The sequence below is a fragment of the Vibrio sp. 378 genome, assembly GCF_033339435.1.
Window position 1 is genome coordinate 415,213 of record NZ_JAWOUO010000002.1, and the last position, 25,918, is coordinate 441,130.

The 25,918-nt window shown below is 44.9% G+C and carries 16 protein-coding genes; 8 read left to right on the forward strand and 8 right to left on the reverse strand.

Annotation, left to right across the window (positions count from 1 at the left end; genetic code table 11):
* Positions 1-39: 39 nt before the first annotated feature.
* A complete protein-coding gene (locus tag R7Q48_RS05295; RefSeq protein ID WP_005374836.1) occupies positions 40-2,493 on the reverse strand; it encodes a glycogen/starch/alpha-glucan phosphorylase in 2,454 nt (817 codons plus the stop codon).
* 734 nt (positions 2,494-3,227) lie between these two features.
* On the opposite strand from R7Q48_RS05295, the gene malT reads away from it, so the two are divergent.
* The 7 genes from malT (at position 3,228) to sstT (ending at position 11,950) form a co-directional block, all read left to right on the forward strand.
* Positions 3,228-5,936 carry an HTH-type transcriptional regulator MalT gene (gene malT / locus R7Q48_RS05300; RefSeq protein ID WP_005374834.1) on the forward strand — a complete coding sequence of 903 codons (2,709 nt, stop codon included), beginning with the start codon at positions 3,228-3,230 and terminating at the stop codon, positions 5,934-5,936.
* Positions 5,937-6,514: 578 nt separating this feature from the next.
* The gene (locus R7Q48_RS05305; protein ID WP_031778872.1) at positions 6,515-7,432 is read left to right on the forward strand and encodes a DUF368 domain-containing protein; all 918 of its coding nucleotides are present in this window, start codon (positions 6,515-6,517) and stop codon (positions 7,430-7,432) included.
* Positions 7,433-7,675: 243 nt separating this feature from the next.
* Positions 7,676-8,101 carry a hypothetical protein gene (locus tag R7Q48_RS05310; protein ID WP_017820123.1) on the forward strand — a complete coding sequence of 142 codons (426 nt, stop codon included), beginning with the start codon at positions 7,676-7,678 and terminating at the stop codon, positions 8,099-8,101.
* 9 nt (positions 8,102-8,110) lie between these two features.
* Positions 8,111-8,725, forward strand: a complete 615-nt coding sequence (locus R7Q48_RS05315) for an SCO family protein (RefSeq protein WP_151515269.1) — start codon at positions 8,111-8,113, stop codon at positions 8,723-8,725.
* Entirely contained in the window at positions 8,715-9,023 is a 309-nt protein-coding gene (locus R7Q48_RS05320; protein WP_017634466.1) for a PTS transporter subunit EIIB, read from the forward strand. The genes R7Q48_RS05315 and R7Q48_RS05320 overlap by 11 nt, the downstream gene beginning before the upstream one ends.
* Positions 9,024-9,299: 276 nt before the next feature.
* Complete coding sequence (gene rsgA, locus R7Q48_RS05325) at positions 9,300-10,376, forward strand: ribosome small subunit-dependent GTPase A (protein WP_017634467.1); 1,077 nt, start codon at positions 9,300-9,302, stop codon at positions 10,374-10,376.
* 356 nt (positions 10,377-10,732) lie between these two features.
* A complete protein-coding gene (gene sstT, locus R7Q48_RS05330; RefSeq protein ID WP_005374821.1) occupies positions 10,733-11,950 on the forward strand; it encodes a serine/threonine transporter SstT in 1,218 nt (405 codons plus the stop codon).
* A 65-nt stretch (positions 11,951-12,015) separates the two neighbouring features.
* Here the strand turns inward: sstT and pdxY are convergent, their stop codons facing one another.
* The 6 genes from pdxY to R7Q48_RS05360 form a co-directional block, all read right to left on the reverse strand.
* Complete coding sequence (pdxY, locus tag R7Q48_RS05335) at positions 12,016-12,885, reverse strand: pyridoxal kinase PdxY (protein ID WP_151515267.1); 870 nt, start codon at positions 12,883-12,885, stop codon at positions 12,016-12,018.
* 101 nt (positions 12,886-12,986) lie between these two features.
* Positions 12,987-13,175, reverse strand: coding sequence for an AbrB/MazE/SpoVT family DNA-binding domain-containing protein (locus tag R7Q48_RS05340; RefSeq protein WP_017634469.1), 189 nt, complete (start codon positions 13,173-13,175; stop codon positions 12,987-12,989).
* 147 nt (positions 13,176-13,322) lie between these two features.
* Entirely contained in the window at positions 13,323-14,633 is a 1,311-nt protein-coding gene (gene potE, locus R7Q48_RS05345) for a putrescine-ornithine antiporter (RefSeq protein ID WP_005384657.1), read from the reverse strand.
* 61 nt (positions 14,634-14,694) lie between these two features.
* Positions 14,695-16,875, reverse strand: a complete 2,181-nt coding sequence (gene speF, locus R7Q48_RS05350) for an ornithine decarboxylase SpeF (RefSeq protein ID WP_258458091.1) — start codon at positions 16,873-16,875, stop codon at positions 14,695-14,697.
* A 410-nt stretch (positions 16,876-17,285) separates the two neighbouring features.
* Positions 17,286-17,732, reverse strand: coding sequence for a helix-turn-helix transcriptional regulator (locus R7Q48_RS05355; protein ID WP_025768646.1), 447 nt, complete (start codon positions 17,730-17,732; stop codon positions 17,286-17,288).
* A 536-nt stretch (positions 17,733-18,268) separates the two neighbouring features.
* On the reverse strand, positions 18,269-19,465 hold the full coding sequence (locus R7Q48_RS05360; protein ID WP_213873745.1) for a tetratricopeptide repeat protein: 1,197 nt from the start codon (positions 19,463-19,465) through the stop codon (positions 18,269-18,271).
* 546 nt (positions 19,466-20,011) lie between these two features.
* Here R7Q48_RS05360 and pulA point away from each other — a divergent pair.
* On the forward strand, positions 20,012-24,001 hold the full coding sequence (gene pulA, locus R7Q48_RS05365) for a pullulanase-type alpha-1,6-glucosidase (RefSeq protein ID WP_256903062.1): 3,990 nt from the start codon (positions 20,012-20,014) through the stop codon (positions 23,999-24,001).
* Positions 24,002-24,100: 99 nt separating this feature from the next.
* Here the strand turns inward: pulA and R7Q48_RS05370 are convergent, their stop codons facing one another.
* Positions 24,101-25,717, reverse strand: a complete 1,617-nt coding sequence (locus tag R7Q48_RS05370) for an endonuclease (protein ID WP_256903063.1) — start codon at positions 25,715-25,717, stop codon at positions 24,101-24,103.
* Between the last annotated feature and the right edge of the window lie 201 nt (positions 25,718-25,918).

A 25,918-nucleotide genomic window follows, 5' to 3' on the forward strand; every position in this document is an offset into this window, starting at 1 on the left:
AAGGTAGCGCTTGGCTACCTTGGTCTTAACTAGGTTCTATTAGCGTTTCACCGCTTCAAGTTTCCAGATATTGTTCACGTAGTCGCGGATTGAGCGGTCTGACGTGAACTTGCCAACAAGGGCGGTATTAAGAATGGCCTTCTTCGCCCAGCCAGCTTGATCTTTATATTGTTCGCTCATGTCTTCGTGTGCTTTCACGTAAGAGGCGAAATCCGCGAGACATAAGTATGGGTCACCACCGTCTAGCAGGCTGTCGTATGTGGCACGCAGTAAGCCTGGTTGGCCTGGTGTGAACTCTTCACCCAATAGCAAGTCCATTGACGCTTTGAGTAAGTGATCCGCATTGTAGTAATCAAATGGGTTGTAACCTTGAGCTTTCAGCGCTTTCACACCTTCAACATCTAGACCGAAGATATAGATGTTCTCATCGCCTACTTCCTCACGAATCTCAACGTTTGCACCATCCATTGTACCGATAGTTAGCGCACCGTTTAGCGCCATCTTCATGTTACCTGTACCTGATGCTTCTTTACCCGCTAGCGAGATTTGTTGAGAAACGTCAGCCGCAGGGATAATGATTTCAGCCATGCTCACGCGGTAGTCAGGGATGAATACCACTTTCAGCTTGTTACCGATGCGAGGATCGTTGTTCACCTTGTCTGCAATCTTGTTAATTGCGAAGATGATTTCTTTCGCTAGGTGGTAACCCGGTGCTGCTTTTGCTGCGAAGAACACAACGCGTGGCGTACACTCAAAACCTGGTTCATTAAGAATACGGTGGTACAGAGACAGTACGTGTAGCAAGTCTAGATGCTGACGTTTGTACTCGTGCAGACGCTTGATTTGAACATCGAAGATTGCATTAGTATCGAGCTCGATACCCATGTTCTCTTTCACCCAAGTTGCTAGGCGTTCTTTGTTCTCTTTCTTCACTGCCATGAATTCTTTTTGGAATGTCGCGTCAGTAGCGTACTTCGCAATACCTTCAAGTTGCTCTAGTTTCGCTGGCCATTCTGGGCCGACTTTCTCAGTGATAAGCTGAGACAGACCTGGGTTACAGAACTTCAACCAGCGACGTGGCGTAATACCGTTCGTTACGTTGTGTAGACGTGTCGGGTACATTTCGTGGAACTCTGGGAATAGGTCTTTCTTAACCAATTCAGAGTGAAGTGCTGCTACACCGTTTACTGCGTAAGAGCCGATTACACATAGGTTTGCCATGCGAACCATGCGGTGGAAACCTTCTTCGATGATAGAAAGCTTCTGTTGCTTCGCGACATCACCCGGCCACATTGCACGTACGTCTTGTAGGAAGCGGTGGTTGATCTCGTAAATGATCTCCATGTGACGTGGTAGCAGGTGCTGGATTAGCGACTCTGGCCATGTCTCTAGTGCTTCTGGAAGTAGCGTGTGGTTGGTGTACGCAAATGTCTTAGAGCTGATTTCCCAAGCCGCTTCCCAAGCTAAACCTTTTTCATCCATCAGGATGCGCATTAGTTCAGGAATCGCAATCGTTGGGTGCGTATCGTTAAGCTGGATAGTCTCTTGCTTAGGTAGATCCGCTAGCGAGTAGCCCGCAGCTTCGTGGCGACGTAGGATGTCACGTACAGACGCTGCTGAGTGGAAGTACTGCTGCATTAGACGCAGTGTTTTACCTTTCTCGTGGTTGTCGTTCGGGTAAAGCACTTTAGTGATGTTACCTGCGTCGATCAGTGCGTGCTGAGCTTCGAAGTAATCACCATTGTTAAAGCTTGCTAGTGAGAATGGTGCAATCGCCTGACATTCCCAAAGACGTAGCGGGTAAACCGTGTCTGATTCGTAACCCACAATTGGAAGATCCCAAGGCATTGCTCTTACTGTCATACCTGGTACCCATTTGCGAACTTCTTTACCGTTCTCGTTAATCACTTCAACGTGACCGTAGAAACCGATCTCTTGCGCAAGTTCTGGACGCGCAATTTCCCAAGGGTAGCCTTCTACACCGCGCCATGCGTCAGGTGCTTCTTGCTGACGACCATCTTTGAATGACTGTTTAAATAGACCGTATTCGTAATGTAAACCATAGCCGACAGTTGGGAATTCTTGTGCCGCACATGAATCCATGAAACACGCAGCCAGACGACCAAGGCCACCATTACCCAATGATGGGTCGCGCTCTTCTTCTAGCAGATCAGTTAGGTTGTAACCTAGTTCAGCCATTGCTTCTGTTACTTGTTCGTACAGACCCATGCTGATTAGGTTGTTACCAGTCAAACGACCGATAAGGAATTCTAGCGAAAGGTAGTTAACGCTCTTCGCACTTTTAATGCGTGGATCTTCTTCTGTCGCAAGCAAATCTAGAGTAGTAAATTCAGCCAGAGCATGCCCCATTGCTAGGTACCATGCGCGGCTGTCTGCGTTTTCAATCGTATGAGCGTAAGTTACAGATAGGTGTTTCTTTACGCTTTCTTGGAACGACTTCTTGTCAAATTGTTTTTGTTGAGTAGGTTTCATTACGAAATTCTCACGTCTTTTGGTAATTCATCTGCCATACATCGTGCATTTACCTCTGTGAATAAACATCCTCCTAATTCTCATCCTTTGAAGGAGGAGGGCTGAGGGCGTAGAGGGGGTACCATTGCTAGGTTAGTGATCCAAATCTCAACAAAGTGAACTTTGCACCAGTTCTTAGTGATTTTGATCACAATGGAATGTGAGAAAGGTTAAAACCCGTTCATGACGCTTTTTATAGTCCACTCATCTGATGATGTGAAAATTGTAATATCGGTCACATTAACTCGGTCAGCGTAGAAGAACTTTTCGTAATCTATGTGCAACGCGATCTTAACGCTAACGAAACAAACGATATTTAAGTGACGACAATCACAAATAAAGGGCGTAGTTGATGGTAAATCCATCAACCCTTGAGAATTAGGAAGTGGATCAAAGTAACGAACATTTCTGATGTCGTAACATCCCACTCAGCTCACAGGATTGTACGCTTTTTATACAAACTAGAATTAGGCGATGTGAGTTATTTCTAGTTTTCGCTAGCTTTTATATCTAAGTGACCGTATGGAATGGTTTTTCAGACGGACGCAAGCCCCAACAGTAGCGACATTATCTGGCATTCAAACAGTGTTTTTGATGCTGATGACATCATTCAGTAAGACGGCTTTCAAGGGGGCTTTACTAGAATGATCACGTTGCAGTCATTTGGGTATACACAAATAAGGACATAACTACTAATGTGGATTCCATCTAAGCTTACTCGACCAGGACGCCTGCACAATGCCATCGTGCGCCCACGAGTGTTGGACTTACTACAGCAAGCGCCTTACTACAAATTGGTTTTATTCCGATCCCCAGCAGGTTACGGAAAAACAACAATGGCAGCGCAGTGGCTATCCGATAAGCCAAACGTCGGTTGGTACAGCATTGATGACAGCGATAACGACGGCTTTCGCTTTGTAAACTATCTGCTTCAAGCATTAAACAAAGCCACTAACTTCAGTTGCGCTAACGCACAAAAACTGGCGGAAAAACGTCAGATCTCGTCTTTACGCTCCCTATTTAGCGAAGTATTCGCTGAAATGGCTGACTTTCATCAAGAGTGCTACGTGGTGCTTGATGACTACCATTTAATCACGAATGATGAAATCCATGAATCCATGCGTTTCTTCTTAAAGCACATGCCAGACAACCTCACCGTTGTGGTAACCAGTCGTGCAGCGCCGCCTCTGGGCACTGCAAACTTACGTGTTCGTGATTTAATGATCGAAATCGGCAACGAGATGTTGGCGTTTGATACCGAAGAAACCACTCGCTTCTTTAACCAGCGTATCGCCGATGGTATTGATGAAGACATGGCGAACAGCCTAAGAACCTATGTTGAAGGTTGGCCATCGGCGATGCAGTTGATCGCATTACAAGCCCAACATCAAAACCGCACATTGGCACAAACTGTAGAGTCGGTATCGCAGTTCAATCACGCGCACTTGTGGGATTACTTGGTCGAAGAAGTGTTTGACTTACTCGATCACGAAACTCGTCACTTTTTAATGCAAGTATCCGTGCTTGACCACTTCAATGATGAGTTAGTGTTTGCCCTTACCCAACGCGAAGACGCACTGGGAATGATTGAATCGCTTAACCGTTACGGCTTATTCATTTACCCGCTCGAAGGGGAACAGAACTGGTTCCGGTTCCATAACTTATTTGGCGAGTTTTTATCTCATGAGCGCCAAGCTCGTATTCCTCAGCAAGAAAAAGATCTCCACCGCAATGCTGCTATCGCTTGGTTACAACAAAAAGCACCGCACCAAGCGATTCATCATGCACAAAAATCAAATGATAAGGACTTAGTGGTAGAGATCCTAAACGAATTCGGCTGGAAGATGTTTAACCAAGGCGAACTCAGCACACTGGAAAGCTCAATTAACAAGTTGGACGATGATCTGTTGTTCAGCCACCCAAAACTTACGATGCTCCGAGCATGGTTGGCTCAAAGTCAGCATCGTTATAACCAAGTGGGCCACCTGCTTGAAGAAGCGGAAGAGGAACACAAAAAGCGTAACATTGCGTTAGATATTCATTATCAAGGTCAAGCAAACGCGTTGCTTGCTCAAGTGGCTATCAACAGTAACCAACCAGAAAAAGCTCTCGAATTAGCGGAGCTAGCGCTTAGCCAACTTGATAACACTATTTACCGTAGCCGAATTGTGGCGACTTCGGTTGTTGGTGAAGTTAACCACGTGCTAGGTAAACTAGACCGTGCTTTGCCGATGATGCAACAAACTGAAAAGCTAGCTCGTCAGTATCAGGTATATCACCAAGCGTTATGGGCAATATTGCAGCAAAGCGAGATTTTGATTGCACAAGGTTACGTGCAAGCTGCCTTTGAACTACAAGATTCCGCATTTCGTCTGATTGAAGATCAGCAGCTTCAGCATGTTCCTCTTCATGAATTTTTGCTGCGTATTCGCGCGCAAGTACTTTGGTGCTGGAACCGACTTGATGAAGCGGAAGAATGCGCGTACAAAGGTCTGCAAATTCTCGAAAACCATTCACCAAGCAAGCACTTACATAGCTATTCGATGTTGGCGCGTATTGCGATTGGACGCGGTGAATTAGACAAAGCCGGTAAATTCATTGAGCATATACAGCACTTGATGAAACAGTCGACTTATCACGTAGATTGGACTGCAAACGCTTCACTATCGTTGATTCTATTTTGGCAAGCGCGCGGGAATACCGATGCAATGCAAGAATGGCTCAACACTGCGGTTCGTCCTGAATCGGCATGCAACCACTTTTCTCAATTGCAATGGCGTAACATTGCTCGCGCCCACATTAACTTAGGCCAATATACCGACGCTCGTGCTGCGTTAGATTTTCTCCAAGGTGAAGCTCGTCGCACTAACCTAATCACAGATACTAATCGCAACTTAGTGGTTGAAGCAGTCCTTTCTGCTCGCCAAAAAGATGAGGAGCAAGCCAAGGCTCTGTTAAAAGAAGCATTAGTAATGACGAACCAAACTGGCATGGTCGGAAACTTCCTGATTGATGGTGCAACCATTGGCGGTCTGCTGGAGAAGTTGAGCCTCCGCCATGAACTGGGCGATCTTGAGCGTCACCGTGCTCAACAGTTAATGAAGGACATTTCATCGAATCAACGTAGCCGGTCGATTCACTTTGATGAAGACTTTATTGAAAAGTTGGTGAATCACCCTAATGTGCCAGAGCTAGTACGTACTAGCCCATTAACACAACGCGAATGGCAGGTTCTGGGGCTGATTTATTCAGGCTTTAGTAACGAGCAAATCGCACAAGAGCTGGATGTGGCAGGTACGACAATTAAAACCCACATTCGCAACCTGTACCAAAAGCTTAATATTGCTAATCGTAAAGAAGCCATTGTGACAGCTGAAAATTTGCTACAGTTAATGGGATACTGAACTGCTAGATAAACGGGTTAAAACGTAAAGTAAAACACAAGGGTTGACGTAACACGTCAGCCCTTTTTTATGACTGACAGAAAGAGAAGTGCAATTTGCAAAGCACGTAAGTAACGTTGTTCATATAAAAAAATAGCCAACCGCAATAATCGCGATTGGCTTATATTTAGTGTGAACAAATTGTATTCACTAACAACGTCAGTTGGCTAGGTGACCCTCGGCTTAAGAAGGGTCGAGCAGTATTATGCATTAATCATGCCAAAATGCAAAGGCTTATTTTTGGGCACAAGATCTCATATAAGCTGGATTTATTCACGCGCAAATTATCAAAATGCAATTTTATAATGCAAATTGCAATTGCATAATGCAACCAAGATTGATAATTGATAGTAGAGTTAATCATCTCAAAAATGTAAACCAAGCATTAAAAGCTCGTTACGGCGGCATTGTCTCTTGACGGGTAATAAAGATAGGCAATAGATTGGATATAAGACCAAGTAGTTACAGCACTATTTCATACTTTTTTCATCGCAATGTTTGTATACTCTCTGCCATCGAAACGACTTAGCATTAGAGCAATGAACTACTTAATTACTTTCTTCAAGGGAATCGCCATGGGTGCAGCAGATGTTGTACCTGGTGTATCTGGCGGCACCATCGCGTTTATCACTGGTATTTACGATACGCTGCTTGAAAGCATTCGACGCATTAACCCCTCACTTTTCTCTATCTGGCGAAAAGAAGGGGTTAAAGCCGCGTTTAATCACATCAACGGATTCTTCCTTATCGCTCTGTTTGCCGGCATTTTCACCAGTATTGCAACGCTAGCAAAGTTGATTACTTGGCTTCTTGACACACACCCGATCCCACTTTGGTCATTTTTCTTTGGTCTGATTTTGGTCTCTGTGTATCACATTATTCGTCAGGTTGAGCAACGCGATCTTGTCCGCTTTGTCATTCTGCTCGTTGGTGTCGGGTTTGCTTATAGTATTACTGTGCTCAAACCTTTACACATGGAACCAACGGCCATTAACACCTTATTCGCTGGAGCTATCGCGATTTGTGCGATGATCTTGCCGGGTATCTCTGGCAGTTTTATTTTGCTGCTGATTGGCATGTATGCTCCTGTATTAGCCGCAGTGAAAGGTTTTCAAGTCGATACATTAGCGCTATTTTTGTCTGGCTGCGTGATCGGTTTACTGTCCTTCTCTCACTTATTGTCGTGGTTACTACGCAAGTTCCGTGATTTCACCCTGATGTTTTTGACTGGATTAATGATTGGTACGTTGCCAAAGATTTGGCCATGGAAAGAAACCATCACTTGGCGCACCAATTCGAAGGGCGAACAAGTGCCATTGCTACAGCACAACCTATCACCATTTGAATTTGAACACGTGACATCACAACCTTCTCAGTTAGTACTTGCTGTCGTGATGATGCTTGCAGCCATTGCTCTGGTTTTAGGTCTAGAGAAATTCGCAGACTCAGATAAATAACTTTGGTATCAAACACATACTGAACCAAATAAAAACGGAGCCAATTGGCTCCGTTTTTATCTATTGGCTAAGGGCAAAACATCTCAATTGAAAACTCTGCTGTATTTGATGCAATAAAGTCCGTCGCGTTACTAGGAAGCTGGTCACCGAGGTATAACGCACAATTTACCGAGGTCACGAGTTGGCGAGCGGCGCATCTGTGCTACGATGCTCGTAATGTTAAGTGATAAATGCTGAACCTTCATGAAAGTGTTACAAATCGCCGCTGTTTCAGCCGCATTAGTTGCGGGATTTTATGCCCCGACTCTAATAAAAAGCTTTTCTTCTTCCACTCAAAGCAAGTCAATAGATGAATACTGCTTTCTCTCTACAACCTCTTGCGTCCAAGAAAATGTTACGATGACACTAAACTCAGAAACTGCTCAACCCTTGGTTCCTACCACTCTAAATGTTGAGTGGCATACAAGCGATGCTAAGCAACTCATCCTAAGTCTTTCAGGAAGAGAAATGGAGATGGGTGAGCCTAAGTTTTTGCTGAAGCAAATCGCTCCTGGCCAATATCAAGGTGACATCATTCTCCCGGTTTGCACGGAGGATGCGATGACTTGGGTTGGTGAACTCAGTGATGGAGAGAATACCGTTTACCCTGCTATAAAAATGCAAAGATAAGGAATCGTTATGAGCCGCAATTGGTCCCTATTTCTCGTAGCTGCTTTCGCACTCGGGTTTGGCGTAAAGAGCTATTTAGATAATCAGAACACGAAGCCAGAGCTAGTGGACAGTTCCACCTCTCAACAAACGGTATTGTTTGGGGAAAATAACCAAGCCGTCAATATCTTCGATGTGAATGACCCTCGCATCCGAGTTGTCTATTTTGGCTTTACTCGCTGCCCAGACGTTTGCCCAACTTCTCTTGCAATGCTGGCAGGGGCACTGAATCAAATTGACGACGCGCAAAAAGCACAACTACGCCCGATGTTCATTTCTTTGGACCCAGAGCGTGATGAGGCCGATGCATCAGCAAAATATGCCCATTACTTCCATCCAATGATTGAAGGCCTATCGGCACCACTTGATGTAACGACACCTTTGGCACACAACTATGGTGTCATTTTCCGCAAGACAGAATTGGAAGGCTCGGAACTAAAGTACACGCTGGATCATAGCTCTTACTTCTACTTTTTGAAGCCGGATGGCACGTTAATCACTAAAGTACCGCATACGCTCTCGCCGGCACCGATTGTTGAAGCCATTTCAAAACTAACGACCGAAGGCTCTCCAAATGACGGTTAAGTCCGCGCTGAAGCAATTTTTCAATTTCCTAACTCATACCAACCCCAATGTCGAACAAGACGTCGATACGATCATTGACGCCATTGGGGGCATAGAGAACCTGCTAGAAACTGGTGCATGTGCGACTCGGCTGCGTCTTACCCTCAGAGCGACGTCCGTCATCGATAAGAACGCACTCAAAAATCATGGCGCGCATGGAGTCGTGATATTGGATGATCGTCATGTCCAAATCATATACGGCTTAAAAGCCAACACGTATTCGCAGATTATGGAAGAGCGTATCACAAAACAAAGTTAATATTTTTGCAGTATAGCTACCCTCTTTAAAAAAGGGCGGCTATACTCTTTTGGCTTAATTAACTCACTTATTTATTAACCAACGAAGAGGACACAAGATGATTGTATTGAATAACACTAACTGGGCATCGCAAGGGTAACCCTAACAGCACCAACTCTGTGGCATAACCACAACTTCCCCTTCTCTGCCCGGTCTTCACCGGGGTCAACTCTATCCGAATTAGACCCTAATGCGATTTGTATTAAGGCGCTTTGTTGCGTCTGGGATAATTCAATAATGAATCAAACACATACTTTTTGTGACACATTAGTTTCAACTTCAAACCCTCTAAAACAATTGGGTTGGAAACCATTTTTTCAGCAACAACTGACACTAGACGATTACGACAACACTATCTTTGCTCGTGTGATTGCGCACCACCGAAGTGGTTACTTATTGGCGACAGAAACTGGGCAAGTTCATCTTAATGCCCACCATTCTTTACCCAATATGACCGTCGGAGACTGGGTAATCTTAAATGAAGATCAGCAATTTGTTCGCTTACTGGATCGCTTGAGCCTCTTTAGCCGCAAAGCCGCTGGCAGCAAAGTGGCAGAGCAACTCATCGCAGCCAATGTGGATACAGTGTTTATCGTGTGTTCCCTTAACGAAGACTTCAATTTAAGTCGTATTGAACGTTATCTTGCCTTGGCTCATGAAGCCGAAGTCGAACCCGTCATCGTGCTTTCCAAAGCCGATTTGTGTGACAATACTGATGAACTAAAAAGCCAAGTACAGAAGCTCGACCCTCTATTAGCTATAGAGACAGTCAACGGCTTAGAAATAGAGAGTGCTTCTAAACTCATGACCTGGTGCAAAGAAGGACAAACCCTCGCTTTTATCGGTTCTTCAGGCGTTGGCAAATCAACTCTTGTTAATGCATTACTCGGGCAACAAGAACAGGCAACTGGGCATATTCGTGAAGACGATAGCAAAGGGCGACATACAACTACATCGCGCTCTATCCATCTATTACCTGATGGCGGCATCTTGATTGATACTCCGGGAATGCGCGAGCTTCAACTAGCAGATTGTGAATCGGGGGTCAGTGAGGCATTTTCTGACATTGAGGCTCTCGCTCAGCGTTGTCGCTTTGGTGATTGCCAGCATCAAACTGAGCCGGGTTGCGCAGTTCAAACTGCGATTGAAAATGGCAAACTGGAAGTTCGTCGTTTCAATAACTATCAAAAACTATTGCGAGAACAAGCCTTTAACGGTGCGACTTTGGCAGAGCAACGAGCTCAAAGTCGACAGTTCGGGAAACTCACTCGAAATGCCATGAGTGATAAGCGCAGGCGCCAACAAAGTTATTAATTTGTTGCGTTTGAGTTGTCAATAAAATCAAAGGAGACGAAAGTCTCCTTTTTAACAACTTTATTAAAAACCATTACTCATAACTAATGATAATTTTCAACATAAAAATCTTATTTAAATAACATTGAGCAAACATTTAATCCAAAAACAAACTAAAACTAGACACAAAATATTACCAAGCTAAGATATGTGATATTCAGCAAGAAAATGGCTGAATTTATAAAAACAGGATAATTGATAATCATGTGTCTTAGTGACCAGAAGCAATGCTCACCCCTTGCAATACAAGGGCATTATCGCCGTGTAATGATGGACTATTGCCCTGCCACTCTGGCATAAAATTGCAGGAATGATGTATGCAACACAACAGCCTCGTTGCCCGATATGCTCGTGGTAACCTCGTCGTCCAGATCCTTGTCGGTATCGTCTTTGGTATTTTGCTCGCGACAATTTCTCCAAGCCATGCCGAAAGCGCGGGATTAATTGGTAGCCTTTTTGTCGGTGCGCTTAAAGCGATCGCGCCAATCCTTGTGTTTATTTTGGTTGCCGCTTCAATTGCAAACCAAAAGAAAAACCAACACACTTACATGCGCCCAATCGTTGTACTGTACCTGATGGGTACATTCTTCGCGGCGCTATCAGCAGTGGTTCTAAGCTTCCTTTTCCCGACCAATTTAACGCTTGTCACCGGCGCTGAAGGTGCAACGCCTCCTCAAGGTATTGCTGAAATTCTACGCACACTGTTGTTTAAACTGGTCGATAACCCAGTAAATGCACTAGTAGAAGCAAACTACATCGGTATTCTTGCTTGGGGTGTGGGTCTGGGTCTTGCACTACACCACGCATCGGCAACAACGAAGGCCGTATTTGAAGATCTAAGCCACAGCGTGTCTCACATTGTGCGCTTTATCATTCGTCTTGCACCATTTGGTATCTTTGGCTTGGTTGCTTCAACGTTTGCGACAACGGGCTTTAGCGCACTAGCAAGCTACGCACACCTTCTGGCGGTTCTTCTTGGCGCAATGATGATCATCGCACTCGTTGTAAACCCAGCGATCGTGTTCGTTAAAACCAAACAAAACCCTTACCCACTTGTATTCCGTTGTCTACGTGAAAGTGGTGTAACTGCGTTCTTCACTCGTTCAAGTGCGGCGAATATTCCAGTAAACATGGCACTATGTGAGAAACTAAAACTGGACGAGGATACATACTCAGTATCTATCCCTCTAGGTGCGACCATCAACATGGCTGGTGCTGCAATCACTATCACAACACTAACGCTTGCAGCTGTGCACACTATGGGTATCGAAGTTGATCTACTGACTGCGCTACTTCTAAGTATTGTAGCTGCGGTTTCTGCATGCGGCGCATCAGGTGTTGCAGGTGGCTCTCTACTACTTATCCCTCTAGCGTGTGGTCTGTTTGGTATCTCAAACGACGTAGCCATGCAGGTTGTAGCCGTTGGCTTCATTATCGGTGTGATTCAAGACTCTGCTGAAACTGCGCTAAACAGCTCAACAGACGTTGTCTTTACGGCAGCAGTTTGTAAATCAGAGCAGCAAAAAGCTCAGTAAGACTGACAGAACAAATAGAAAGGGGAGCCGATGATGGCTCCCCTTTTTTGTTTAATTGCGCTCAATTATGCGGTGACCAGAGCCACTTCTTCAATCGGGAAATGCTTACTTGGCTCAACAAACTCTTGCTGCGCAGCAATAGTTTGCAGCTCCCATTCGCCTGCATGGTACGTTGCACTTAACACCCCGTAGCATGCGTCATGACAATGTTGGAAAGCTTGCTTGGGAGACCAGCCTTTTAAGAGTCCCGCGGTAAAGATAGCTGAAATAAGATCGCCCACGCCGACAGGTTGTTTAGCAAACTCAAATTGAGGACGCTTCGCAAGGTAAATGCCTTCTTGCGTAGCCAATAGCATGTTAAAACTGCCATTTTCTAGGCAGTAAAGGTGCTTAACTAGCACCACTTTTGGACCTTTCTCTAGCGCACGTTGGCATGCGGTGATCGCATCGTCTAATGAGTGGATTTCCATCTCAGCAAATTGACTTAGCTCGAATTGGTTCGGAACGATCACATCCGCCATTGGCATCAAACGCGTTAGAAGATTTTCAGCAATGCCCGGAGCCACAATGCAGCCTTTGTCTGGCGCGCCCATCACAGGATCGCAAACATAAAGTGCGTGCGGGTTCGCTTGCTTCACTTTCGTCACGGTATCTTCAACAGCAAGGCACTGCTCTGCGCTACCTTGGTAGCCCGTCAATACCGCTTGGCACTTTTCCAGTGCGCTGATGTTACCAAGGCCACGAACTAACTCGCTGATGTCTTCAGCCGCAAACGCTCGCCCAGTCCAGCCTTCTTGATACTGCGTGTGGTTAGAAAATTGAACGGTATGAATCGGCCATACTTCGAAGCCCATGCGTTGCATTGGGAAAACGGCACTGCTGTTACCAGCATGACCAAAAGAAACATGAGATTGTATAGAGAGGATACCTTGCATAGTACCTTACCTCTTATTGTAGTTATCGATAGTTCAAAGACAGCGGCAAGCGCCAGTTTTGCGAAACCAGTAGTGTATCCGACAAACCAAGATTCTCTAACTCAATTCTCCTCAATATCTTCAGAGTAAGTTGGCGCGCTGGTTTTCAACACCATCTTCTTAATTTCCATTTTGTCTTTATTCAGTGCGATTTCTAGGGTATCTCCTTCCCTTATCCCGAGCTGAGCTAGGATTACGCTTGGAATGACTACGGCGGTGTCGTCACCGATTTTAACAGGTTGACTTATCATCTTTCGTCCTCCAAATGTCGAAAATGAGTTTTCACGCCATTGGATGTCTAGCCTCAAATGCATTGAGCTGACTTGGGTTTGGCGTAAATGCCTAAAAACAAAGAGCCTTCCACACCGCGTTTGGGAAGGCTCTTTCTGTATTATTTTTTAATTTGCTAAAGGCTCATGCTTCGCAGCAATCAGACCGTAAGCACTCCAGCCTAGGAAGGTTACGATAGAGCCCCACATCATCGCTTCGTAGCCGGAGCCGTAAAGCGCATAGAAGCTGTACAGAGAGCCAATCAGAGCGATAACGTTGGTGGTTTTCATCTCGCGCTCTGGCACGTGTGCTACTTGCTGCATAATAAATATTGCGCCCATACATAAAATGTAAGGAATAACGTTTGTTACTACCGCTAGGTTAACCAATGCTTCGAACTGCTCGTTCAGCGTTGGAGAAATCGTCATTAGAGACAATACTGATTGGATGATAGTAATCGCGATCATACCTTTGATCGGTGTGCCGCGTTTGTCCACTTGAGAGAACAATTTAGGGAAGAAGCCCGCATCAGAAGACGATTTGAACACTGACGCGATAGTGAATTGCCAACCCAATAGAGAGCCCGCACAAGCCAATACCGCCATACCAGCAACCGCTTTACCTGCTGCTGAGCCAAGCATCACAGACCATACGGTTGAGAATGGTGCGGTAGAAGCGGCAAGCTCAGAGTTTGCAACGATACCAGAACAGATGTTTGTCGATACAATGTAAACCACAGCAGCAATCAACGTACCGCCCAATACTGCGATTGGTACATTCTTCTCTGGGTTTTCTACCGCTTCTGAGTTCGCACAGGCCGATTCAAGACCAAGAAACGCCCATAGTGTCATGGCAATAGAAGCACTCACAGCTTCACCAAATGGTAGGTGGTGTGGGTTCCAAGCTTCGATGTACATGGTTGGGTTAAACCAGAACCAACCAACAATACCTAGCGAACATACCGGTAGGATCACACCCCATACCGTGAAGGTACCGATTTGACCTGTGATTTTCGCACCACCGAAGTTAGCGAAAGTACAAATCCAAAGAATGGCGATGGTGTACAAACAGGTTTCGACCGGAGATAGGGTCACTTCAAAGAATGCGGAGCCGTAACCCACACAGGTAATCGCGATCGCAATATTCGCAATAAGGAGCGACAAACCGTAAGTCCAGCCCGCCATAAACGCACCCGATTTACCGAATGCGTAAGACGCGTAACCGTTCATACCGCCGTCTCGTTTACTAAAGCGACCACATTTTGCAAACACATAAGCCAACGCCAAAGAGCCCGCAGCCGTGATCAGCCAAGACAACACTGAAATGGTACCCACTTGCGCCAGTTTACTTGGCAGCATGATAATACCGGAGCCAGCCATATTGATGAACGTCAGAATGGTTAACTGCACCACCGACATTTTTTTAGTTTCAGTACTCATAAATTATTCTCCACGAATAAGCGGTTCGCACCGACGCCGGAGCGTGGTGCGAACGGGTAGATTAATCTTTTAGGACATAACAATGTGCGGTAGTGCGACCGTTAACATCTTCAAGGTACACACCTTGAATTTCTGGCGCGAAGCCTGGGAAGCGGTTAATGCCTTCTTCTAGAGATAGGAAGTAATCCACCACCTGTTGAGTCCAGACTTCACCAGTGATCACACAGATAATGCCTGGAGGGTAAGGAAGTGCACCTTCAGCGGCTACGCGGCCCACGGCCTCTTTAAGTGGTAGGTAATTGCATTCACCACGGAAGTATTTGCGTGTTGCTACGTCAGGTTTGTGAACCATTTGTGGGAAGTACTCGCTGCGGAACATCGCTTTTTGTAACTGTTTCACGTTCAGCTCTTTGTACATGTCATGCATTTCCTGACATAGCTGACGGATGGTGTAGCCACGGTAGCGTTCTTTATTCGCTTCGTAGACGCTTGGAAGTACGATACTTAAAGGGGCATCATCACGGATGAATTTTTCGAATCGGTTAATTTGAGCCACAAGGTGACGGATCTTACCCATATCTTCCGCAGGAGTGAGTAGGAACAAGATAGAGTTCAAGTCGCACTTTTCAGGGATGATGCCATTTTCACGAAGGAAGTTCGCTAAAAGCGTTGCAGGAATACCGAAATCTGCGTAGCTGCCATCTTCTGCAATACCTGCTGTGGTTAGTAGCAATTTACATGGGTCAACGAAGTATTGACCTTCACCGTACCCCTCGAATTTGTGCCAGCTTGCGTTTGGCTCAAACATGAAGAATTTCTTGTTCGTTGCTATCACGTCAGTGTCGTAGCTGCCCCAAGGTTGACCTTCGACTTCATCTGGAATGAACGGACGAATCAATTCACAACTCTTAAGGATTTCTTTACGCGCTTCGATACCTGTCTTAACCGCATCGCGCCATAAACGCAGACCTGCTTCGCCGTCGTGGATCTTCGCGTTCACATCAAGCGCAGAGAACAGTGCGTAGAATGGTGAAGTCGATGCATGCATCATAAACGCGTTGTTAAAACGTTTGTGGTTACAGTAACGAGATTGACCTTTGATATGGCGGTCTTTCTTGTGGATTTGCGATGTTTGAGAGAAGCCAGCTTGTTGTTTGTGAACAGACTGAGTCACGATCACACCTGCGTCTTCTGGTTTCAAATCCAGCAGCAGTGGTGAACAGTCTTTCATCATAGGGATGAACTGCTCGTAACCAACCCACGCAGAGTCAAACAGGATGTAGTCACAAAGGTGACCTATCTTATCCATCACGTAACGAGCGTTGTAGATAGTACCGTCGTAAGTACCAAGCTGGATAATAGCAAGACGGAAAGGACGTTCATCGCGTGCACGTTCTGGGTCCACTTTCGCGATTTGAGCACGAATGTATTCTTCATCGAAACAGTGTTCATCCATACCACCGATAAAGCCCCAAGGGTTACGCGCCGTTTCTAAGTAAACTGGCATACCACCCGCTTGGATTAACGCACCGTGGTGGTTCGATTTGTGGTTGTTACGGTCGAACAGTACCAAATCACCTTCAGTTACCAGCGCGTTACACACTACTTTGTTTGAAGCAGAAGTGCCGTTAAGTACGAAGTAAGTTTTGTCCGCGTTAAATACTTTTGCAGCGTGCGCTTGCGCTTGGTGTGCAGAACCTTCGTGGATCAGCAAGTCACCTAAATCCACGTCCGCGTTACACAAGTCACTACGGAACAGGTTTTCGCCAAAGAAATCGTAGAACTGTTTACCAGCTGGGTGTTTTTTGAAGAACTGACCACCTTGGTGTCCCGGACAGTCAAACGCTGAGTTACCCATCTCAACATAGTGCGTTAATTGCTTGAAGAAAGGAGGAAGAAGACGACATTCGTACTTGGTTACTGCCTCATTGATTTGACGACAGTAGTACTCAATAGATTGTCTTTCTAAATCGATAACGCCAGTTAGCCAAACGTAATCTTCTGCCGAAACTGGGTTTTCATCCGTTACTAAGAAAACTGGAATACCGTAACCCGTTTCAGAAATCATTTTATGCAGACCTGCTTTAATGTCTGCTGAAGTAATAATAGCCGCACCAACGTCGGTTAATTCAACTTGCTCTAAAGGTTGTAAATGACGATTAAATTGTTCATCTAAAGATTCAGCTAATAAACTGAAGTCTTCTGGCATGTAATTACTAACACCTATAATTAAACGTTTCATTTGGAATATCTCTTTTTTGTTCTTCAAAATTGACAGGTACAGATATTACAAACGAAAAAGATATTTAAAATTCAAAAAACAAATTTCGTGATTAAATTTTCATATTTAAAAGTCTTATTTTCTCGAATTAAAATTTCGCGATCTTCATCAATTTCCAATTGATAGCCCAATGATATTGAAACCAGGCTTAAAAGGAAAAATAATTAAAAATTGTGTGACCACAGCCATTGTTGTTAGAAATAAAATATCAAGAAAATAATTTTTTGAGATTTACATCACTATATAATTATTAGGACTATATTATTAGGAATGATAAATATTTTAATTTTAACTAAATTTAAACACATAATAAAAAAGCCATCAACACATGTATTGATGGCTTTTTACTTTAGGTGCAAAGGAAACACAATTCAATTAAATAAATGACTATCTAGTTTGACTCCATCATTCGACCATTGCTGATAACGTTTTACAGACATGCCTGACGAGTACATAGTGTGTTTACAATCCATGCACTCGACAAAATACAAGCCACTCATGCCAGCCATAACGTGCAGTCTACGGCTATCGCAACGCTTACAGGACAAGCGTTTTACTTTGGTATTGACGTCAATACGACGAGCAAAGTTTAACGTTTCATGAGAACATAAAGCCTCAACAGCACTATCTTTAAATGGATGTTCACTCAACAAGTAATTAATGGCGTAATCATACACCGGGGGGATTGAAGATTTTCCACTTTCAATATTACTTATTTTAGCGACGGAAACACCTAATAAAGAAGCGAACTCAGCCTTACTGTACTCTAAGATAAACCTTGAAGAGATAAATTTATCTGCACTAATGATTCTCAACATACACAAATCTCTAATATAAATAAAAACAGAGATAAAAATTATCTCTATTTATTATGAAACATGTAATGAAAAAGTTACTTCCTAGTGTAATTCTGCATATTAACTATGCTATTTTATTTTTACGTTATCTTGCGCCTAATTAATCATAAAATCAATAATCGACACCTAAATATAAAAGAACAATTTAAGATTTATAATACATTTTTTAATTTACATTATTAGATAAAGTAATGAGTACTATTCACCTATAAATCGGGGCATCAAGTATTGCTCTTCAATCATTATTACTACCAATTGAAAAGGCTTGATCTAAGCCCAATAGCGGAAGTAAATAAAGAGGGAAAAACCTCTTTTTTAAGGTAAACAGATCCCATCTTAGTTAAGTACTAAAAATATGTTGAAAAATCGCATAAATAGTATGCACATCAGTAAAATGACTGCTTAAGTAAGTTTACATTCTGTTGTCGTGACTGATAGAGATACTGGCAAAAGAGCAAAAGAAAAGCCTCACTCTTGAGGCTTCTGGATAAGATAGGTTATGGTTGAAGGAAGTTTTGAGTGAAATCGAGCGCATCTTTAGAGAGTTTTTTTTCGTTGGGCGATGTGCTTGCCTGGTCTTCTGCTGTTACCGTTGTCATGTTAGGCTGAAAATCTAGTGTTGATGTCTCCTCCCAAGCTTCGGAGGCGTCTTTATTCTCATCATTCAACACCGCATTGAGCTCCTCTTCCGCAGGAAAATACGCTTCGCGTTTGTACACTTTGTTAAGGGCTCGAATAATAGAGTGCTTTCTCACCATTCCTGAGGCCAGCTTTCTTTGCAACGGCTTCGCTATGGACTGCAATCCAACGACAACATCAACACCAATATTGGTTGCCACTTCATCACGTAACGTACGTGCAGGTTGGTAGCCCATATTAGCAGCAAGAAACAGCCAAACGTAAGCAATTGCATTACCCGTTTTACCTTTATCCTTCCACGCTTCGCCAGCATGATACATCGCTTTAGCACTGCCACCTTCCGCGGCCCGTTCCAGCCAGTAGCAACCTTTAACCATGCTTTTTTCTGTACCAATGCCATTTAGGTAACATAAGCCGACTTGGATCTTGCCATCTGCACTGTCTTTTTCCGCCGCTTTCATAAACCAGTAAAGCGCATCTGCACTGCGTCCTGCACTATTATCTGGTGAAAGCTGCCATTCCCCCATATAAATCATGGCATCAATGCAGCCTTCTTCGGCGGCAGTTTCAATCAGTTGGTTACCTTTTGGGATATTTTTTTCAGTTCCTCGACCAAAGACCAAGGCCTTGCCCGTCGAAAATTTCGCTTCGGTATCCCCTTCCATTCCCGCAATTGCGGTACGCCAGAAGTTTGCCTGCTCTTTTAAAATCACATCTTCGCGCATGCGTTCACTTAAGCGAACAATGCCGTACATCCCCGTCACATTGTCCAGTTTAGCGGCTTTATCATACCAATACAGCGCTTGACGAATGTTGTCCTTTTCGGCTTCTTTCGCTAGAAATAAAATGGTGGGGATATGCCCGGTTTCTGCTTTGAACTCTCGCTCTTTACGCTCTTGCTCTCGCGCTTTATGCATCGCCTTTCGATAAGCGGCTTCGCGAGCTTTCCTCTCTGCCTCGAGTCTCTGTTTCCGCATCGACAACGAGATCATCCACACAAATATCAGGACGAGTGAAAGGCCAGTTGCCGCAATGGCAATGCCCATACTACTCATAAATAGCCTCTTTTGGTTTCAGGGCCCAATTCAACTCCCTTTCAGGGAAATCTTATGATTACGCGCCGACGTAACGCCGACTACCTTCATTATATAACGACCACTTAGCGAAAATCTGAAGCTTGCGAAGACTTAATGGCGGTATTTTATTCAACATCACTGCAACTTATTTTTATAAGAAAAATATAGCCCTCATTTTTATAGAACTTAATCACGGTTTTGGGGCTGAGACATTCTCATCCCCTATCATCCCCCCTTACTCATCCCATAAAAATTTACATTTTAATGATGTGCAGAATCTCTCACTATGCGCCTGTTTTATTATTTAATTTGTGAACAAAATCGACTGTGACAGAAAATTTGCACCTGTAAAAAACTTAACAGCCTGCTCTCACATTTTGCTGATGATTCAGTGTATTAGCATCTAATTGAACATTTCCTTTTTTGGCATCTGCCTTTCTAGCGTGTGCAAAACCTTCTTGATGATTGAGTCAGCGAAGGCAGCGCGCAGCTCAATATCAATTCAATAACAATGGATTTGTAAACGTGGACAATAAGACATTTAAATTATCAACAATTGCCAAAACCGTACTGCCTTTGATTTCCGTCGCGGTAATCAGCGGTTGTGGTAGTGATAGCACGAACGAAGATACGACGAACCCTGGCTCAGGCTTGTACCCTGCGGGAGAGAACGAAGTCGTCATTTATTACAAACGCGATGTGGCGTCCGCTTCAACAGCAAGCGACTACGAAGGTTGGGGCTTGCACCTATGGAACGGTGAGGGCTGTACCAGCACAGATTTAGACGCAATGGGCATTCCGGGAACAGGAACGGATTGGTCTGCGCCACACCCATTCGATGGCATCAACGACACCTACGGTGCTTACTACGTACTGAAAATAAACCCTGATGCCTCTGACCCACACGAATGCATGAACTTCATTCTGCACAAAGGTGATGAGAAAGCATTCGGCAGTGCAAACTCAAAAGTGGAGCTGACGAAAATCGGCGAATCGAAAGGTTTGTTTGGCTTCCACGGCAGCAGTGAACTTTACTACGAGCCAATAGAAGAGCGCCCTGTTGATATTGATGGTCAAAAAGCGCATTGGCTAGATGCCAACACCATCGCGTGGGAAGCGGCGGCCAATGCGGATTCCATGAAGCTGTTCTACAGCCTCAGCAACGACATTAAAATGGATGAAGATAAGCAAATCTCTGGCGGTACAGCGGTTGAGCTGACAAAAGCTGGTGAGTTGTCTGATGGTCTGAAATCACGCTTCCGTCACCTTGCTAGCCTTCAAGCTGCGGGTATCGATGTCGATGACGCGACCTTGCGTACGATCCTGAAGTCACAAATCGTTATGGTGGCTTACAACGCAAATGGTGACGTCATTTCTGCAACTGAAGTGCAAAAACCGGGCGTTTTGGATGCGGTGTTTGCCGATTCCAAGGCAGGTAACGCGATCGGTCAAGAACTCGGTGCGATTGTGGAAGGCGGTGCCGCAACCTTCAAACTATGGGCACCAACTGCCCAAGATGTTGATCTGATAATCTACGATGAAAACTTAGCAGAAGAAGCGACCGTTGCCATGACGGAAGACCCAGCAACAGGTATCTGGGTTTCTGAGGCACAAAGCAACGTTGTCAACAAATACTATCGCTACCAAGTTAAGGTATACCACCCAACAACTGGCGTCGTTGAAACGCGTTTGGTAACAGACCCATATTCAATGAGCTTGTCTAAGAACTCACGATACTCGCAAGTGGTTGATTTAGATGATCCAAGCTTAATGCCTCAAGATTGGAAAAACTACGCACGCCCAACAGTTAAAAAAGACGAAGACCACGTCCTTTACGAGTCACACATTCGTGATTTCAGCTTTAACGACAGCAAAGGCACACCAAGTCTTGATGGCAAATATCTGGCGCTTACAGAACCTGAGCGTGAGTCTGTATCTCACTTACAAGCTTTAAAAGATGCTGGCCTAACAACGCTCCATATCTTGCCAGCATTTGATATTGCAACCGTGGATGAAGACGCTGACAAGCGAGTCGATATCACCGACACCGTGGGTAAACTTTGTGGCATCAAGCCAGAAGCCTCCATTTGTGAGACCGAAGATGACGGCAAAGTAATTGAAGAGGTATTAAATAGCTACGACCCAACAACGGGCAAAGCACAAGCGTTGATGAACGATCTTCGCATGCTAGACAGCTTCAACTGGGGTTACGACCCTTACCACTACACCGTGCCGGAAGGCAGTTATGCGACCGATCCTAACGGGTCTAAGCGTATTCTTGAGTTCCGCGAAATGGTTCAAGCGACGCATAAAATGGATCTGAAACTGGTCATGGACGTCGTGTACAACCACACAAATGCATCTGGTGTGAACGAAAAATCAGTACTGGATAAGATTGTCCCTGGGTACTACCACCGTCTAAACGTCAACACTGGCGGAGTCGAAAACTCAACCTGTTGTGATAACACCGCAACCGAGAACTTGATGATGGGTAAACTAATGGTTGACTCATTGATGGTATGGGCGGATGACTATAAAGTCGATGGTTTCCGTTTTGACCTTATGGGCCACCAGCCGAAAGATGTGATGGTTTACGCACTTGAAAAAGTCCGTGAAATTGACCCGAATACCTTGTTCTACGGCGAAGGTTGGGACTTTGGTGAAGTCGCGCAAAACGCTCGCTTCGATCAGGCGACACAAGTCAACATGGCGGGGACAGAAATCGGTACTTTCTCTGATCGTCTGCGTGACGCAGTTCGTGGCGGAAGCCCGTTTGATGGCGGTGTAGATTCTGAAGGTAAGCACCCACTTCGCTTTAACCAAGGCTTTGGTAACGCCGCTTATCCTAACGAAGAAACCAAAACTGACGCAGAGTCGGTGAATGGTCGTTTACACAACCAAGATCTGGTTCGTCTAGGTATGGCTGGTAACTTGGCTGATTACATCCTTCTTGATTACAAAGGCGAAACCAAACTGGGTAAGAACGTTGATTACAATGGTGCGCCTGCAGGCTACACAAAAGTGCCATCAGAGAACATCTCTTACGTGTCTAAGCACGACAACCAAACATTGTGGGATAACAACGCCTACAAGATTGCGACAGGCACTTCATCTGCCGAGCGTGCACGTATGCAGTCTGTGTCCCTATCAACGGTGATGCTTGGTCAAGGCATTCCATTCATCCACATGGGTTCTGAGCTATTGCGCTCTAAATCCATGCAGCGCGACTCGTACGATTCTGGTGACTGGTTCAACCGTGTATTCTTCGACGGAAGCGACAATAACTGGAACGTTGGTCTACCACGTGAAGACAAAGACGGTGCAAACTGGGAGCTGATCAAAACCATCGTTGGTGACAGCACGGCGAAACCAGATTCAACCGACATCGAGCTGACTAAGCAACAATTCCTAGAGCTACTAAAAATCCGTAGCACAAGCGAACTGTTCCGCCTAGATACCGCGCAAGAAGTGATGAACCGTGTGGACTTCCGCAACGTAGGGAAAGACCAAGTGGAAGGCTTGATTGTGATGTCTATCGACGATGGTACATCAGCAGGTGCCGATTTAGATTCGAACTACGATGCTGTTGTGGCCGTTGTGAACTCAACATCAACTGAGAAGTCTTTCAAAGTTGCTGGCGCAACTGGTTTCGAGTTACATGAAGTTCAACAAAACTCTGCGGATGACATCGTGAAAGGTGCAAGCTTCACCAATGAAACGTTCACAGTACCAGCACTGACAACAGCGGTATTCGTGCAGCCACAAGACGGCGCACAAGGTGCTGGCCTACCAGTAAACACGGATAACAAAGACGTATCGAGCATTCCTCCTTACGGAGAAACCGTTGTTTACGTGAAAGGCACGATGAACGAGTGGTCTGATAGCAGTGATTGGGCGATGACCTTTATTGGCAACGGCATGTACTCTGTAACTGGCGTTCTTGAAGCAGGTGAGCACGAGTTCAAATTCGCGGACTCTGGTTGGGCAAATCCAAACATCGGTTGTGATGCTGCGAATATAGCTTCTGGTTCACTAGACTTAGGTTCAGAAGGTAACTGTAAGCTGTCTGTTGCTGAAACAGGTAAGTACAACTTCACTCTGAACGCGCTGCATGTTCAAGATGAAAGCGTAGAAAAACCGGTCGTGTCAGTGACCAAGTCAGCAGATGCACCAACATTCGGTGAAACAGCACTTTACTTACGTGGCACTATCACTACATGGGATGCTCCAGCACAAGACTCAACAGCGAAGTTCAGCTATGTTGCAAATGACGTTTATTCGCTAGACATTACCCTAGCGGCGGGCAACTACGAGATGAAAGTTGCGAGCGCAGACTGGGCAGCAGACACCAACTTCGGTGGTGAAGGCAGTGTTGAGCTTGGTAAAGCGCTGACGATGGAAGCCGGTGGCGGTAGCGCAAACCTAAAAATTGCGATTGCAGAAGCAGGAAACTACAACTTCCACTTCAATGCGGCTGACAAGTCGGCGCCAATCGTGACGGTAACGAAAAACTAGTTTCATTTAAAAACATCCGTAATGAAAAAGGGGAAGCATCACGCTTCCCCTTTGTTTTGTTGGCGTCACTAAATGGTGGATACCAAAATCAAAAAGGTGTTAGTTTCCCCAAATCTGTTCAACAAACTCAGGATGATCAATGAATGGATTACGATTGCCCTGAAAATCAAACACTTGTTGATTGCGGTTTCGTTCTTTTTCACTAACAGGATCATTTTTGTGCCAACGCTTAAGCATGTTTAACACCCAAGGTTCAAAAACCGTTGAACTTGAACCATCAAGGACAGCATCCGCATTGCTTGAGTTACCTTCCCAATTACCTACAACATTTTCATAACGGGTCGCCATGTAGAAATAAGCACGGGCGAAGTCGCCCTTAAACTCATCAATCGGCTCAAACACCGTACCGGAGTAGCCCAGACTAGTGCTTGCTTGGCCAAGTTTAGAGCCATTACTAGACACGTAGGTCGCGGTGCCCACTTCACCAAATGGCCAATTACTGCGCTTCGCGTTTACATAACCATCAGTCGCAAACAAGTGATGACCGTCTGAGTTCATCGGCTCAACCTTACCGCCAAACCAGCTTTTCGGAAAAGAGTGCTCACGGTTGTAGCAATCCCCTTCCGTTTTGTATTGGCCACATTGGTCTGTGACTTTGGTAAAGCTTACAGTATCGCTACCAGATGGCTTTTCAGAATACATATCGAGAATAGAGCCATCATTTTCGTAATAACGATCAATATCGGCATCTTTTACCAAGGTCCACACCGCAGAATAGCCTCGGCTGGAGTGATTATTGATAATGTTAAACAACGCTGTTTTTAGAGCGTATCCCGTCTTACCAGATGCCACTTTATAGTAACCATCAACCACTGGTGGGGTCGTCGTTGTGTCACCTAAGTTAAAATCGGTGGTTTCACTTTTAGAGAATTCAGCGCCAGAAGCAAGAGTCTTATCTCCCTCAGTCAGCGTGTACGACCCCGCGCCGCTGCCACAACAAATACCGTCACCATACTCGTCTTGAATCGTGAATTGGTAGTTACCGTCAGCTAAGCACATGCTCTTTTCAATGGTGGTTGCTGACTCATATCCCTGACCAGAAAACAGTACTTCGGCTTGGTTGTTTTTTAACGTCCAGCTGGTTTCTGAACCATAATTATCTGTTGTGAGAGTCAAGACCACTTGGTGATCACTACAACTTTCTACAGGAGGTTGTGTACTCGTCTCAGTCGGTTGAAAATTATCGACGTAGACAACTTCTGAGCCATCAAAACTGGCTTCATCGTAAAAACGCAAACCGACGTTGATGGTCTTGTTCGAGCTCGCTGTGTAATTGTGCGCGAGCTCTTGCCACTGGTTTATCTGTTGTGGGTTCGAGTAATTGTGATAACCATCAACCACCAGACGTGCTTTTACATTTCCTTCGGTATGATAAACCGAGACAGAAAACGGATAGGTTTTCCCTTGCTCCACATTAATGGTTTGCAAAAAGTCGGTGTTGCTTTGGGTACCTGTATTCACGACGACCTGGGCAGCCAGACCACCCGATTTGATTTGCTCGCTGCTTGGCGACACTGTAATGCCAGCGTCAATCTCTGACCACTGCGTAGGTACATTGCCATTCCACTGTTCAAAGTCACCGTTGATAATTTGGCTATATGCAAACGGCGAGCTAACAGCAGCAAGGAGACAGAGGGAGTTCGTTATGGATTTCATTATACTTTTCCATTAGTTATATAAATCCCAAACACGATAAACATATTAGTGGGGCATAAGTAATCCTTCAGTCACATTTTTACGTTGCACAAGTGTTAATTTACTTTTTAATGTGCAGCTTATCTCACAAATATCCATCTGCTGAAAACAAACGCCAATACAAAAAGCGAAGCAACTTGTTGGCTACATCGTCGCAAAACC